The organism is Bartonella sp. AP36NXGY (assembly GCF_042195865.1).
GTDB lineage: Bacteria > Pseudomonadota > Alphaproteobacteria > Rhizobiales > Rhizobiaceae > Bartonella.
On sequence record NZ_JBHIPD010000003.1, the window covers coordinates 95,451 to 110,330 of the forward strand.

Below are 14,880 nucleotides of genomic sequence, written 5' to 3' on the forward strand. Positions count from 1 at the left end.
ACAAGAAAGAGGTAAAATACCTCCCTTGCCCCTTTACGTTCTAAGGGCTGTCAAAATATTGGGGCGCCGACAAAAGAGTATACGCTGGCAAAAAGTATAATAGGTGCTCGCTTTCTTGAAGCCTTTATGCGGGCTCACTTGATAGGCTCTAGGGACACAAGCTCTATCCTAAAGACTGACCACACTCTTTAAAAAACTGAATATTAAAATTTTTTCATGCCCTCTCTCACCGCTCTAAACAATAGTGTTTACCGAAAATCATGACAAATTGTAATTCACAAATACGCTTCTCTCTATTGCAAGAATATCCTTTTATTCTCTTTCAAACACACGAACACTTTTTGAATATTGTTTGCAGATCCGTCTTATTGAAAAAGAGCAAAGACTTTTTTAGCACTTTTGGGCTTCTTATAACTTTTGTATGAGCGCGTATAAGCAACAGCTTTTATAATAAACTGGCTTTTGGCAAAATTGTAAAATTTTATCAAATTTATTGTTTTTAAATATCACCACGACTACTGTTCTGCTCTTGCAGACACGCAACCTCAAAACACTTTCTCTTTGCTCATAAATTGTCTCTCCAGCTCTCTCTTTCAGGCATAGCCCATAAAAATAAGGATAGAGTACTTCGATTGAACACCATCTTCTCACCCCCTCCAAGCCCCATATATTTTACAGCTCTCAATTTTATAGCATCCCCTGTCGTGCTTTAAGAAGGCATTTTAACGATGATAAGAACATGTACAAAGAGGATATATCTTTAGGGTATTTATGTTTTAAAGCTTGCACGAAATCGTAATTTTTTTGTATAGCGAGTCAAGCATATGCAGAACTGACACCCTAACCATTTCAAACCATTCAGCTGTTTCAGGAACAGATAAGCCAAGTTCTACGATTATATCTTCAACCACGAATTCACCGAAGTACGGAGGATTTTCACCATTTTTTAGCGCTCCCTCTTCAGTGATCCTCTCGATAATTAACTCATTCAGCATCTATACCAGCAAAGCGAAATATTACGTGCTAATTTTCCTTTACATTCATTAGCCAAGCCCCCTCAAAATGACCTTTTAGTGAATAGAGCTAAAAGGATAAGTCTTCAAAACCATTTGGTGAGATAGCTATATCAAGAGCACCTAAAATACGCCTTAGTTTCTAAGATAGGCAACTTCCCCCCTTTATCGTATCAGTCTTGTAGAACTTTAAACCCTTTATCTTCAAATCAAAAAATCATAATTGGATTATATTGCATAAAGATGCTTTTTCTCATTTTTCCATTTAACACACGATAAGTTACCATTTAGGCACGATGAGAAGCTTTCCCCTTATATCATACATGAGAAAAACAAAATAAGCCATTTGAGTGTCTTAAGGTCAAGGATGCCGTTAGGCGCACCGCCCTTGTAAAGGGTTGCCTTGAGGCTTAAGGACCCAAGGCTTGTTAGTCCCTTCATTAAAAGCGGGTTTGATGTTATGATTTTGGAGAGCGATTATTAAGAATTTGAGAGGCAGACAGCCTCTCATTTTGATTTGTATGCAAACGAATTGCACCCTATTTATTCAGGGAGAATAAGAACATACCCAGGAGGTGCTAAACGGAACAAGAGAGCGTCGTAACCCCACATAGCATACATGCAGCAAATAGAAAAAACGCCTTCACCAATTGCTAAGATTAATGTGAGCGATATACCGGCTTCATCTGCTGTTGCTTCGCGGCGTTGTAAGTAGTATCCGACAAAAAAGAAAAAGCACGCTAATCCACTCGCACCCGAAAAGAAGCTTAGTATGGCATGAACCGGTCCACGTATGTTGAACAGGATAAGAAAAATTGTGAAAGTAAATACTGTAAAGATCCCTTCGAATACCCCACGCACCATATTGCACAATTTTCGCATCATAATTGCAGAAAAGCTCTGTTCTGCGTATCGATTTTTTCTTTTGATGCTTGTATTCTTAGAAGATATACTGTTATTTTTAGAAGATATACCGTCCACAACTCCCCCCGTTTTAAGCCAAGATGCTATGAAGTTAGACATTTGTAATTATATCATCAAAAAATACAAGAAAAATTTATCCATTTTAATGAAAAAATAGGTGTTTTATTGAGGTGCAAATCTATTTTCTTTCGCAAGAGTTATTCAATTCGCTCGTTAATAGAAAAACTACCCCCATTGAAGAGGAAGCTATCCTGACGTAGAAAAGCTTCATAAGCTGTATTCCAATCCGCTCAGAAATCGCAACTTTCTAATCTACCCGCTTAATCCACCTTTGAAACTGCAATCAAATGAATTCTGCCGATGACAAGTAATGATAACATGAAAAAGAAAAAATATCACAATATCAAACTCTTCAATACAGTATGAGCTTTATGATTTTCACGCAAAAAGTAAGTACCACCTCATGAACGACACCATACTAAAGTGCTGTGCATTCACAAATTTCCTAGCATTGTCTCCCCTTCTCGAAATTGCACCTCTCCCGCAATCTTATCTCTCGATAGCACCCATTAAAGACTTTTAAAAGGTCCAAGGAAAAAACTCTCTGAGAAAGCTTTTAAGCCTAAAATGCCCCCGCCATTCTTATCATGATGAGGGCACCAAAAATCACGCAGAAACATGCAAAATCTCTCCGCATTTAAGAACAGGGCTTGTGCTTCAATCGCACACTTTTTCTTGTTCTTTTGTCCATTGTCCCAAAGCCGCAAGATGGTTCATCCGAGCCCGATGACGAAAGGCCTTCTGTGCAACAGCAATATTTTCATCTTTTCCCGCCCATGCTTTTAAGGCAGCTGCTTGCAGTGCTCGTCCATAGGAAAAGGTCAATTTCCAAGGCAATACGCCCAAAGAATTCATAGCAGATAAATGCGCCGTTGCTTCCTGATCAGACTGCCCTCCAGAAAGAAAAGCAATTCCGGGAACAGCGGCAGGAACAGTCTGTTTAAGCACTTGGACAGTCTTTTCAGCAACTTCTTCAACAGAAGCCTTGCGAGCATCCTTTCCATCAATCACCATATTGGGCTTTAAAATCATCCCCTCCAAAAGAACACGAGCTTCAAACAATTCTTTAAAGACAGCCTGCAAAACAGTGCGTGTCACCTCAAAGCAGCGTGTAATTGAATGCCCACACGATGATCCATCCATCAACACTTCCGGCTCAACAATGGGCACAATATTGAACTCCTGACATAAGGCAGCATAGCGTGCAAGAGCTTGTGCATTTTGTCTTATGGCGCCTCTTGTTGGCAAAGTGTATTCATCAATAGCAATTACCGCACGCCATTTAGCAAAACGTGCTCCCAAAGCATAATAATCTTTTAGCCGCTCACGAAGACCATCCAACCCTTCGGTAATTGTTTCTTGGGGAAAAGCAGCCAAGGGTTTTGCACCGGTATCAACTTTAATCCCTGGCAAAGCGCCTGAATCCCGAATAAGATCCGTCAACATTTTCCCAGTTGATGCTTTTTGCCGAATGGTTTCATCAAATAAAATAACCCCAGAGATGGCGTTTTCCATCGCTTCTTTTGTACTAAAAAGCATTTCACGATAAGCACGGCGCTTATCTTCATTGGATTCAACACCAATGCTTTCAAAACGCTTTCCAATGGTCGCCGTACTTTCATCTGCCGCCAAAATACCTTTACCCGCATGCACCAAAGCAAGTGAAATATCTTCAAGCCGTTCATTCATAAAAAATTCCTCTTTATTTTGTCTTAATTTCTAAAAATGCGCAACACTATCAAAAACACTCTACACGACTGTATAGTTTTTCTTTAACCTTCCCTTCAAAGAAGCCCTTTAAGCCTGCATGAGGGCAAGAATACCAGGAAGGGTCTTTCCTTCCATCCATTCCAAAAAAGCTCCTCCAGCAGTCGAAAGATAAGTAAAATCATTGGCAACACCGGCATGATTAAGGGCAAAAACCGTATCGCCCCCTCCCGCAATTGAAACCAACTTTCCCGTCAAACTACGTTCTGCTGCATGGCGTGCAACGGCAATGGTTCCCTTATCAAAGGGAGACATCTCAAAAACACCAAGGGGTCCATTCCACACAAGAGTAGCAGCTTCATCTATCGCAGCATTGATATGCGCAATAGAGCGCGTCCCAATATCCAATATCATGCCATCTTGTGGAATATCTTCAATGTCATAAAGACGATGCGGTGCATCTTTTTCAAAACGAAATCCAACGACAGCATCCTGAGGGAGCAGAAGCGTACAGTGACACTCTTGCGCTTTTTTAATGATTTTTTTTATCGTTTCCATCAATGCATGTTCACACAGTGATTTCCCTACATGGATACCTTGCGCAGCTAAAAAACTGTTAGCCATCCCCCCACCAATAATTAAGGAGTCAACTTTTTCCACCAAATGATTGAGCACAAAAAGCTTACTAGAAACCTTGGCACCTCCCACAAGAGCAATTACAGGACGTGTTGGATTGCCAAGTCCTTTTTCTAATGCCTGCAATTCACCTTGCAAAGAGCGTCCTGCATAAGAAGGCAACAAATGCGTTATTCCCTCCACCGAAGCATGGGCACGATGAGAAACTGAAAAAGCATCATTAACATAGAGATCTCCATTATGAGCCAAAGCTTCTGCAAAAGAACAATCATTCTTTTCTTCACCAGCATAAAAACGAACATTTTCAAGCAGTAAAACACCACCATTTTGTAATGACTCAACTGCAACCTGCACCGCCGAACCGATACAGTCAGGAGCAAAAGCAACCGGCTGATTAATGATCTTTTCCAGCACTTGCACAACAGGACGGAGTGAAAACTCTTGCTCTACCTTTCCTTTAGGGCGACCACAATGAGAAAGCAGAATAAGTTTAGCACCACACTTTTGTAGCTCAATGAGTGTCTCTTTATGCCGTACAAGACGTGTCTCGTCACAAACTTTGCCCAGTGCCATAGGAACATTAAAATCCACCCGCACAAGAACACGTTTACCCAAAACATCAACATCATCAAGTGTGTGAAACCCCATCACTGCTTCCTCTTCACTTTCCATTGTTTCAAATAAAAACGCATCCAACAACCCTGCCCACTTTTCTTTCCACTTATCCCCCTCTTTGCTTTTACAAGAGATCCACGACAGCCTATCTCTCACCCTTTGCTTAATAAAAATCCAAAGCTTTTATCGTCAAATGTACAAAAGCCCACCATTGCTCTTAATCTTCATATTCCATTGTGGCAAACAAATGCACTGGCTCAACTTGATCTCTATTAAAGCTTCCTTTTACTTCTAGGAAAAAGAGTTTACATCTCCTGTTTTCTAACGTTTTCTCAAAGGGTATCTCGTTCAGATCTTACTTTTTAAAAGTTTACTCTTTCATTCATCTTTTAAAAGCACGTATTGACACAGTATTAAAACAAAACACATCATCAATGTTTCAATAGCCTCTTCTCTCTAGCGCATGAGAACAACAGCCTCTAACTGTTTTTCTCAAAATTGCACAAAAATGAGACTTTTCCTTATAAAAAGAGGACCCTGAGGTCCTCTTATATTGTCTGAGCAAAAGCTACAGCAGTATCACTCATACGGTTAGAAAAGCCCCATTCATTATCATACCAAACCAGAACGCGACAGAGCTTACCATCAATCACTTTGGTTTGATCATTGTGGAAAATAGCTGAATGAGGATTATGATTAAAATCACAACTCACGAGCTTTTCTTCTGTCGTGTCCAAAACGCCCTTCAAAGAACCTTGTGCAGCAGTAGCAATAGCTGTATTAATTTCTTCGATTGTTGTGGAACGCTTAGCGATAAATGTCAAATCAACCACAGAAACATTAGGGGTCGGAACACGAATCGATACACCATCAAGCAATCCCTTTAATTCTGGCAAGACCAATCCCACAGCTTTTGCCGCTCCTGTTGAGGTAGGAATCATAGAAAGAGCTGCCGCACGTGCACGATAAAGGTCCCGATGCATTGTATCCAACACAGGTTGATCACCCGTATAAGAATGGATTGTTGTCATAAAGCCCTTTTCAATGCCCACCGTGTTGTGTAAAACTTGTGCAACAGGCGCCAAACAATTGGTTGTACAAGAAGCATTTGAAACAACGCGATGCTCGCTGCTTAAAGATTGATGATTAACCCCATAGACAACCGTAAGATCTGCTCCTTCAGAAGGCGCAGAAATAAGAACACGCTTTGCCCCCGCATCTAAATGAGCACTTGCTTTATCACGCGCAGTAAAAATACCCGTACATTCCAAAGCAATATCGATATCCAAATCTTTCCAAGGCAATTGAGCAGGATCACGCTCTGCGCATACCTTGATTAAACCACCTCCCACATCAATAGCATCCCCTACCACCTTAACGATCCCAGGAAAACGCCCATGAACTGAATCATAGCGTAATAAATGGGCATTTGTTTCCACCGATCCCAAATCATTAATTGCAACCACTTCAACATCTTGTCGTCCACTTTCCACAAGTGCACGTAAAATATTGCGACCAATACGACCAAACCCATTAATTGCAACACGAACTGTCATTTCACATGTTTCCTCATCAATTTTTAAAAGCACAACATTTAAAACACAATAAATGGGTATTTCACCAATCCAAAATCATTAATTCCCACAATGTCAATATCTTGATCACTCACTCACTTATCCACAATAATGCACAAGATCATCCACAATACTGCACAGAATATGATGCCCTACAATCACCCCATTCATGACAACACAAGCTGTCACTTTGTCTTTTCCTCTTTGATCTTTTCCAGCTCTTTTTCAACGGTGGCAACAACATTTTCCCAAGTAATACCAAAATGCGCATAAAGGGCATCAATTGTTCCACTTGCCCCAAAGCCCTCCATACCAATAAACACACCATCACAGCCAATAAAACGATCCCATCCTTGGGCGACAGCAGCTTCAATAGCAATTTTAATTGGTGCATCTCCAATGAGAGCACGCTGATAGGAGAGAGATTGTTGAGAAAAAAGTTCAAAACAAGGCACAGAAACCACACGCGTTGGGATGCCTTTTTCTTCTAACACCGCATGTGCTTCCACTGCAATTTGCAATTCTGAACCAGAAGCAAACAGCGTCACTTGTGCATCATCGCTAGCTGTTAGAAATTCATAAGCACCAAGCATACAGAGATTTTCTTCTTCATACTCTTGACGCAAAAGCGGTAGATTTTGTCGACTTAAAGCCAAGGTAGAAGGCGTCCCGCATGCTTTCAAAGCCAATTGCCAACACTCGACTGTCTCCATAGCATCGGCAGGACGGAACACAAAATGATTAGGCATTGCACGCAGGCAAGCCAAATGCTCTACGGGTTGATGGGTCGGACCATCCTCACCAAGACCAATAGAATCATGAGTCATGACATAAATCACCCGCAACCCCATGAGAGAAGACAAACGCATAGCAGGACGCATATAATCAGAAAAGCATAAAAAGGTTCCCCCATAAGGAATAAAGCCGCCATAAAGGGCAAGACCATTCATCACAGCTCCCATTGCATGTTCGCGAATTCCATAATGCAGATAGCGCCCTGAAAAATCTTCAGCAGAGATACTTTTCATCTGGCTACTTTTTGTATTATTAGATCCGGTTAAATCAGCCGAACCACCAATAGTCTCAACAACGACTTCATTGATCACTTCAAGAGCCATTTCCGAAGCTTTACGCGTAGCAACAACGGGGCGCTCTTCAACCAATTTCTGTTTATAAGTATCAATAGCGCCATCAAATCCGCCCACGAGATCGCCCCGCATCAATCTTTCAAACTCCACACGCTCTGAGACAGGAAGATCAGCAAATTTTTCTTCCCATTTTTGGCGTTTTTTAGCAGCATTGAGACTAGCCAAGCGCCAATTATCGAGAATATCGGCTGGAATAACGAAAGGCTCAGCATCCCACCCTAACGCGATACGGGTTTCAGTGATTTCTCGTGCGCCCAAAGGGGCTCCGTGAACTTTATTGGTACCCGCTTTATTGGGTGCTCCAAAGCCAATTGTTGTTTTACAAGCGATCAAAGTTGGTTTATCGGAATTTTGTGCCGCCTCAATAGCCCGCGCAATTGCTGCTTGATCATGCCCATTGACTTTATGTGTCTCCCAACCAGATGCCTTAAAACGCGCAATCTGATCTGTACTGTCAGCAAGGGAAATCTCTCCATCGATAGAAATATTATTATCGTCCCACAACACAATAAGCTTATTGAGTTTCAAATGACCAGCAAGGGAAAGTGCTTCTTGAGATATCCCTTCCATAAGGCATCCATCGCCCACCAACGCATAAGTGTAATGGTTGATAAGATCACCAAAACGAGCATTTTGCAAACGCTCTCCAAGAGCCATCCCCACAGCATTAGCCAACCCTTGTCCAAGAGGACCAGTCGTTGTTTCGATTCCTGCCACATGCCCATATTCTGGATGCCCAGCAAGCTTTGCTCCTAATTGGCGAAAATTTTTGAGATCTTCAATGCCAATATCTTCATAACCAGAAAGATACAAGAGAGCATAAAGCAACATAGACCCATGTCCTGCTGATAACACAAAACGATCACGGTTAGGCCAGCGAGGTTTTTTGGGGTCATGAGCAAGGAATCTTGTATAAAGAACCGTAGCAATATCGGCTGCTCCCATTGGCAAGCCCGGATGACCAGAATTTGCTTTTTCAATCGCATCAATAGCAAGAAAACGGATAGCATTGGCCATCTGATTCTGTTGGTGGGTGTTTGTCATGAATACTCGACCATTTCGTTAAATACGTTATTCTGTTGCTTTTTCCGTATTCTCTTAAAATTCTCAAGAAATACTATTTTCTAACCATTAGCGTGAGACTTTTTGCCACCACTTCAATAATATTAATAACATTCCCCTCACGCGTTCTGTATATCCATGTCATTTATGCCAATACGCGCAAAAAATCCAGCTTTTAATTTATATCTATCCCCTGCTTTGCTTGCTAAAATATCCTACATACTTAAAAATAAAATGCACACAACACAAGAGTGAAAGTGATTCGTTTTTGCATAACACATTGATAAAGGATACAATTACCCAAAGGATAAAAGCAATGAACCAAGAGACTACAGTTCTACAAGATGCTTTAGAGCACCTAGAAAAGGCACTTAGAACTTTAGAGATCACCATAATAAACCGCAATGCCGTTATTGATAAAAATAACGAATGGGAAGAAGAAATCCAACGAATGAATGCTGACCGCAGCCATCTTGCCCAAGCGCTTGACAAAGCTGAAGCCCAAATTGAACGCTTAGAGTCCGTAAACAAAGAAGTTTCCAAACGTCTTATTAAAGCAATGGAAACAATTCGTGTTGTCATTGATAGATAAAGGTTTGAATGTATGGAAACTGTTTCCGTTACCATTGATGGTAAAGTTTATCGCATGGCTTGTGACAAAGGACAAGAACGTCGTCTTATTGCGCTTGCTGCTCAATTGGATCAATATATCACACATTTAAAGAACAATTTTGGTGAAATTGGCGACCATCGTTTATCGGTTATGGCTGGCATAATGATTATTGATGAAATGGAAGAAATAAAACGAGAAAATAAAAAATTACAAGAAGACTACAATACTCTTTTACGACTCCACAACGAAAGAGACCGCACCATGGGGAAAATTATGCGTGACACCACACAACGCATTGAAAATCTCACCAACCAATTGCTCAAAGATGATCAAAACCGCACAAACCTTCAAGAACAAGAACAGGAAGATTTCTAAAAAGTACATCAGCGCGTAATAAACCAGAGATTTGACTTGTCCGCCACATCTCACAGGATAAAAATTCTTAAACCCACACCAGTGTGTAAACAGTCTGGTTTTTTATAGGAAGGATTCCAGCTACTCACGACTTATGGGATTAACTTAAACCTCAACAAGAAAGCCCTACCCTGAATATTTCACCTCCGCACAAACGCTTCCTACATCAAGGAGACTGCCTTATATCACCACATTTCAAATGAAATGTCTTTTAACCGCGCAATAAGATAACAAAATCAACATCATTGTAAAAAAATCATATAAATGACAACAGCAACAAACAAATAAAGCACCCTTCGAAAAAAAGAGCTATATTCATGTTCCCTATGAATGCATGTCCAAAATCCTTGCCCCTTAGATAATATCAAGCAGATTCAATATATATTAAAAAATAACCTTATCTATTATACCGTAAAACACCGCTATTTGATACTATAAGCACCATGGAGTCTTTGCACCTGAGATGTCCATCCGATGAAACCCACCGAAAAGAACCGTATCATTTATAAACCAGCGTGAATTAAGTATTTTCATCCTTTAGAGCAGGAAAAAAGTCAAACCCGAAGAGTATGTTAATCTCATACAACCTCAAACATCATAAACAACAATAATAGCTCTTGAAAACATCCTCTACCGCTATTTTTATCCTTATAACAAATAATCCATATTTCTCTCCCCACCCCTCAAAATCTCCAAGCTTAATAAAAGAAAGAGCAAGTCGGCATCATCATTATAGTCAGACCTCAATATTGCGATAGCCCCCTTGGCTCGTAAAACGATTCATAAGAGGGACGCCTTTCTTGTACAGCTTTTTCCCATAAAACCCACCCGCTTGTGATGTACAAACAAAGAGTTATGATTAACAAAACATAAATAAATTTAAGAAAATCTTACGGAATTCGGGGTTCTAATTCAAGTTTAATAACGATAAATTATCATTATAAATCAATATGTTGCAAATGCTTCGACAAAGCATATTTTAAAAACACATTCACCCATCACTTTTTCTCATAACATACCAGTACGATTTTTTAGGCACATAATTTTAATTTTATTCAATTCTGTTTGCAAAAGTTTAAAATGGGAAAAATTTCAAGGCTCTTATCCAAAAAGCGAAAGAATGAACTCTCATTATCAATAAACATCTCGCTCGTATAAACATCAATAAAGCAATCCCCAATCTGTCTCAATGAAATAAAAGGGGGGCTCCCATTAAATGCCTACCGTAAAAGCAGTTTCCTCAGAACTAAAACAAAATCAACAGACAACATCACCGCATCTGCTTCCATCCCCAAACTGGACGACCTAATGCAACACCTTGCTATCTTACGATAGGAGATAAAAGAATAATGGGTCTATGGAGGCATTCACAAGAAGCGCACACCCGTTGTTTTTAAAGCCTGTTCAAAGGCGCATGAAAAAACACCATGCGTAAACGGCTCAAATCCCTTTCGTTCCATCTTGAGAGACAGAAGCAATACGCAAGAGATTTGTCGCACCGGGCGTTCCAAGAGGAACACCGGCTGTTACAAGGAAACGATCCCCTCCTTGGCAAAAGCCTTCCTGAAATGCAATGGCTGCTGCTCGATCAACCATATCTTCTAAATTGCGAGCATCTTGCGTGACCACACAATGAAGCCCCCAAACGAGAGCCAAACGCCTTGCTGTTTCCACAATGGGCGATAAAGCAATAATCGGTCTATTAGGGCGTTCACGAGAGGCGCGCACCCCCGTTGTTCCTGAAGCCGTATAGGCAACGATAGCGGATAGAGCAAGTGTTTCAGCAATCTGACGCGCAGCAAGAGAAATCGCATCCGTTCCTGTTGATTCTGGTGCTGGATGTTGTGCTCCAACCTGAGCGGCATAAGTGTGATCCTGTTCGATTTGTCGCGCGATTCGGTCCATCATAAGCACAGCTTCTTCAGGATAACGACCAGAAGCAGATTCAGCAGACAACATCACCGCATCTGTTCCTGCATAAACTGCTGTAGCAACATCTGAGACTTCTGCGCGTGTGGGAACAGGAGATGTGATCATTGATTCGAGCATTTGTGTTGCCACCACAACCGGTTTTCCAGCTAAACGACAAGCTTTTATCAACTCCATCTGAAGTGCAGGGACCTTTTCCAGAGGCATTTCCACACCGAGATCACCCCGTGCAATCATAATACCATCGGAAATTTCAATAATCTTCTCTATATGCTCCAAGGCTTGAGGCTTTTCGATTTTAGCCATCAAAGACACCTTACTTTTCGTCAACTGACGCACCGCCATAATATCTTCTGGACGTTGAATAAAAGAAAGAGCAACCCAATCAACAGGCTGCTGTAAAAGAGCCTGAAGATCCTCCTTATCTTTTGACGTCATCGAATCAAAAGGCAAAATTGTATCGGGAAAACTGACACCCTTTCGATCAGAAATACGGGTACCAGCAACCACGCGGCACTGGACAGAATAACCATCACATACTTGCGCGCGCAGTTCCACCCTTCCATCATCAATCAACAACCGGTCCCCTGGTTTAACAGCCGCAAATACATCCTCATGAGGGAAAAAAACACGCTGCGCATCGCCAAGAACATCGCGATTATCTAATGTAAAGCTTTGCCCAACACGCAAATCTTCTTGCCCCTTAGCAAAACGCCCCACACGCAGTTTTGGCCCCTGAAGATCCACCAAAATACCAATGGGGCGTCGAACTGTTTTTTCAACTTCTCGTATAGACTCGACCAAATCACCCAGCATATCACGATCAGTATGGCTCATATTAAGACGAAAAACGTCTGCTCCTGCCCTAAAAAGCTTCTCAATCATCAAACGAGAAAAAGAAGAAGGACCAAGAGTCGCAATAATTTTTACTTTACGTGCACGTTTCACGGTGGAGAATTTCCTGAAAGAGAAGGTATAACTGAATTGTTTAACAAAGACTCATCCGTCAACTGTACCATCCAACTGGTTTGATTTCCGGTATCGATCTCTTTAAATTCAGCCTTTTGATATCCTCGAGGGAAACAATCATGAACCCCTTGAATAGTAAATTGGCTATCTTGCACACACATGGTCACAGAGCCTGCCCAGTTCCCTTTTTTTTGTGCCCCTTCCGCATAAAAATAATAAAACCGTGAAGCAAGGGGCCCCTCAATTAAAGTTTTACATTCCGTCACTGGTACCGTCCACCAGCCTTCGCTCACCCACCCTGAAAATGTACGATATCCAAGAGCAACCCCTACAGACTGTTGGGTTGTATTACAAACTCTAAAGTCAGCTTTTGCAAAAACAACAAGGGGAAACAAGAGCAAAATGCTCAAGAGAAAAACTTTTAATCCTTTCTGAAACACCCAATATCGCTTTTTTAAAATCACAAAACTTCCTCTATAATGCCAAATTCTCAAAACAAATTACACATTTCTTTTTTTTAAAGCTTTTCAAATCTAAAACGTATATTTTTATATTTTTCTTTTTATAGCCCTTTTATCAATGCATATATCTTAAAAATTTTACAAAATATTTAAAGTCAATTTGTAAAAAAGCTGTGTAGCTTGATTTACTTTTTATTTTCAAGCTTTTTTAACATAAATTCGTCGTCGAAAAACAACTTAAAATATATAACCTGGAGAAAAATACAATGAACGATACAGTAACCGATCAAACACACGCTATATCCGTAAACCAATTACGCTCTTTTATCGAACGTATTGAACGACTAGAAGAAGAGAAAAAAACCATTTCTGATGATATTAAAGACGTTTACACTGAACTTAAAGGCTCTGGTTTTGATAGTAAAGCTGTTCGAAGCATTATACGGCTGCGTAAAAAAGAAGAGCATGAAAGAATGGAAGAAGAAGCAATCATTGAACTTTATAAAAATGCGCTTGGTATGAATTAAAACCATTGATAACATTGGAAATTTTCTTAAGAAAAGAAAATACAAAAAACAAATGGCAAAAAATAAATGAATGTATAAAAATTTCACCCAACAATAAGCCGTTTGTGTAACTTGTAACGAGACTATCGGTCACAGAATACACAATATTGCAACAGCCCTCACATTTAAAAGGATTTATACAGAGAATTTTTATTCTTGTTCTTCAATCATTGTTTATCCACATAAACCCTCACTTGTATGCCAACCCAGTTTGTGATGTGCAAGAGAGGTGTTTTTTATGATTAAACATCTATAAATTTGAAGTGAGAAAGTCTTCCGATATTGAGGACTCTCTTCAAATTGAAAAAAATGAATTATGATGATAAATCAATTTATTATCTACGAAAAGAAACATATGAAAGCGGTCAGCAGTTGAAACCCGCTAAACGAGAGTCTGAACCGTTTACAAAAGAAGAGGTGGTTAAGGATCTTCGTCTTTTAGGATAGGGAAAAGTGCAGCATATTTACACATTTGATAAAAAGACCCTTATCAAAACTTTATTCGAATCTATTAACGGACTCATAAAGATCATTGATTCGAGAGGTTAGAATGTGATCTCTCCATTTTCCAGAAATCATCAAATAGTCTTTGGCATAGCCTTCTTTTTCAAAATGAAGGCGTTTTAATAAACGTTCGCTTTTTATGTTCTCAGGTCTATAATTTGCCATCACTCTATGCAGATGATAAACATGAAAGATATGGCGTATTAGAGCCGATAAACTCTCAAACATGAGACCTTTGCCTTGTTGTTTTTCATCAAGAGAAAAACCAAGATGACAGGCTTGAAAAACACCCCGAACCACATTTGTAAAATTCACAACACCGATGACTGTGTTTTCATTTTTTAATCGTACAGCATATCGGTATGCTTGTCCCTGTGCGCTTTCATAAGCAAATGCATTGGCTCGTGTTTCCCAAGCTGTTAGGCTGTGGTAACCATCAGATCTAACAGGTTCAAAAGGACGCAGATGATTCGCATTACGGAGGAAATAAGAAGACAGTTCAGCTGCATCTTCTAAACCGATCAATGTGGAAATTGTTCGCTTTGTTTTAATTGCCATCATTTTCTCCTCCTAGACAATGTCACAATAACACGTTGATTTATCTTAACAAATCATCATTTTTAAACTCAAATCATAATGTCGAATACAGTAAGCTTTTCTCATCACAACACTTCTTACGTTAGAA

At 40.2% G+C, this 14,880-nt stretch carries 12 protein-coding genes; 3 read left to right on the forward strand and 9 right to left on the reverse strand.

Annotated features, from left to right (window positions below):
• Positions 1 to 776: 776 nt before the first annotated feature.
• The 6 genes from ACFINX_RS02390 to tkt all read right to left on the reverse strand — a co-directional run bounded on the left by ACFINX_RS02390 (position 777) and on the right by tkt (position 8,721).
• Positions 777 to 995, reverse strand: a complete 219-nt coding sequence (locus tag ACFINX_RS02390) for a hypothetical protein (RefSeq protein WP_375668277.1) — start codon at positions 993 to 995, stop codon at positions 777 to 779.
• Positions 996 to 1,556: 561 nt separating this feature from the next.
• Positions 1,557 to 1,994 carry a hypothetical protein gene (locus ACFINX_RS02395; RefSeq protein WP_375613192.1) on the reverse strand — a complete coding sequence of 146 codons (438 nt, stop codon included), beginning with the start codon at positions 1,992 to 1,994 and terminating at the stop codon, positions 1,557 to 1,559.
• A gap of 660 nt (positions 1,995 to 2,654) precedes the next feature.
• Positions 2,655 to 3,686, reverse strand: a complete 1,032-nt coding sequence (locus ACFINX_RS02400; protein ID WP_375668278.1) for a class I fructose-bisphosphate aldolase — start codon at positions 3,684 to 3,686, stop codon at positions 2,655 to 2,657.
• 108 nt (positions 3,687 to 3,794) lie between these two features.
• On the reverse strand, positions 3,795 to 4,988 hold the full coding sequence (locus tag ACFINX_RS02405) for a phosphoglycerate kinase (protein ID WP_375668302.1): 1,194 nt from the start codon (positions 4,986 to 4,988) through the stop codon (positions 3,795 to 3,797).
• Between the two features lie 515 nt (positions 4,989 to 5,503).
• Positions 5,504 to 6,511 carry a type I glyceraldehyde-3-phosphate dehydrogenase gene (gene gap, locus ACFINX_RS02410; RefSeq protein ID WP_375640596.1) on the reverse strand — a complete coding sequence of 336 codons (1,008 nt, stop codon included), beginning with the start codon at positions 6,509 to 6,511 and terminating at the stop codon, positions 5,504 to 5,506.
• Positions 6,512 to 6,714: 203 nt separating this feature from the next.
• Complete coding sequence (tkt, locus tag ACFINX_RS02415) at positions 6,715 to 8,721, reverse strand: transketolase (RefSeq protein WP_375611738.1); 2,007 nt, start codon at positions 8,719 to 8,721, stop codon at positions 6,715 to 6,717.
• A 334-nt stretch (positions 8,722 to 9,055) separates the two neighbouring features.
• On the opposite strand from tkt, the gene ACFINX_RS02420 reads away from it, so the two are divergent.
• The gene (locus ACFINX_RS02420; protein ID WP_005774573.1) at positions 9,056 to 9,331 is read left to right on the forward strand and encodes a DUF4164 domain-containing protein; all 276 of its coding nucleotides are present in this window, start codon (positions 9,056 to 9,058) and stop codon (positions 9,329 to 9,331) included.
• A 12-nt stretch (positions 9,332 to 9,343) separates the two neighbouring features.
• Complete coding sequence (locus ACFINX_RS02425) at positions 9,344 to 9,727, forward strand: cell division protein ZapA (protein WP_375668279.1); 384 nt, start codon at positions 9,344 to 9,346, stop codon at positions 9,725 to 9,727.
• Positions 9,728 to 11,206: 1,479 nt separating this feature from the next.
• Here ACFINX_RS02425 and pyk read toward each other — a convergent pair.
• Together pyk and ACFINX_RS02435 are read right to left on the reverse strand one after the other, a co-directional pair.
• Positions 11,207 to 12,643, reverse strand: a complete 1,437-nt coding sequence (gene pyk, locus ACFINX_RS02430; RefSeq protein WP_375668280.1) for a pyruvate kinase — start codon at positions 12,641 to 12,643, stop codon at positions 11,207 to 11,209.
• The gene (locus ACFINX_RS02435) at positions 12,640 to 13,128 is read right to left on the reverse strand and encodes a DUF1036 domain-containing protein (protein WP_273790491.1); all 489 of its coding nucleotides are present in this window, start codon (positions 13,126 to 13,128) and stop codon (positions 12,640 to 12,642) included. The genes pyk and ACFINX_RS02435 overlap by 4 nt, the downstream gene beginning before the upstream one ends.
• Before the next feature lie 263 nt (positions 13,129 to 13,391).
• Between ACFINX_RS02435 and ACFINX_RS02440 the strand changes: the two genes are divergently transcribed.
• Positions 13,392 to 13,652 carry a DUF2312 domain-containing protein gene (locus ACFINX_RS02440; RefSeq protein WP_005774567.1) on the forward strand — a complete coding sequence of 87 codons (261 nt, stop codon included), beginning with the start codon at positions 13,392 to 13,394 and terminating at the stop codon, positions 13,650 to 13,652.
• Between the two features lie 537 nt (positions 13,653 to 14,189).
• On the opposite strand, the gene rimJ is transcribed toward ACFINX_RS02440, so the two are convergent.
• Positions 14,190 to 14,753, reverse strand: a complete 564-nt coding sequence (gene rimJ, locus ACFINX_RS02445) for a ribosomal protein S5-alanine N-acetyltransferase (RefSeq protein ID WP_375628687.1) — start codon at positions 14,751 to 14,753, stop codon at positions 14,190 to 14,192.
• Between the last annotated feature and the right edge of the window lie 127 nt (positions 14,754 to 14,880).

Bases quoted from the DNA above. Each gene is read 5' to 3' on its own strand.
- ACFINX_RS02390 (WP_375668277.1), bottom strand. From the start codon at position 995: ATGCTGAATGAGTTAATTATCGAGAGGATCACTGAAGAGGGAGCGCTA.
- ACFINX_RS02400 (WP_375668278.1), bottom strand. From the start codon at position 3,686: ATGAATGAACGGCTTGAAGATATTTCACTTGCTTTGGTGCATGCGGGT.
- ACFINX_RS02405 (WP_375668302.1), bottom strand. From the start codon at position 4,988: ATGGGGTTTCACACACTTGATGATGTTGATGTTTTGGGTAAACGTGTT.
- gap (WP_375640596.1), bottom strand. From the start codon at position 6,511: ATGACAGTTCGTGTTGCAATTAATGGGTTTGGTCGTATTGGTCGCAAT.
- tkt (WP_375611738.1), bottom strand. From the start codon at position 8,721: ATGACAAACACCCACCAACAGAATCAGATGGCCAATGCTATCCGTTTT.
- ACFINX_RS02420 (WP_005774573.1), top strand. From the start codon at position 9,056: ATGAACCAAGAGACTACAGTTCTACAAGATGCTTTAGAGCACCTAGAA.
- ACFINX_RS02425 (WP_375668279.1), top strand. From the start codon at position 9,344: ATGGAAACTGTTTCCGTTACCATTGATGGTAAAGTTTATCGCATGGCT.
- ACFINX_RS02440 (WP_005774567.1), top strand. From the start codon at position 13,392: ATGAACGATACAGTAACCGATCAAACACACGCTATATCCGTAAACCAA.
- rimJ (WP_375628687.1), bottom strand. From the start codon at position 14,753: ATGGCAATTAAAACAAAGCGAACAATTTCCACATTGATCGGTTTAGAA.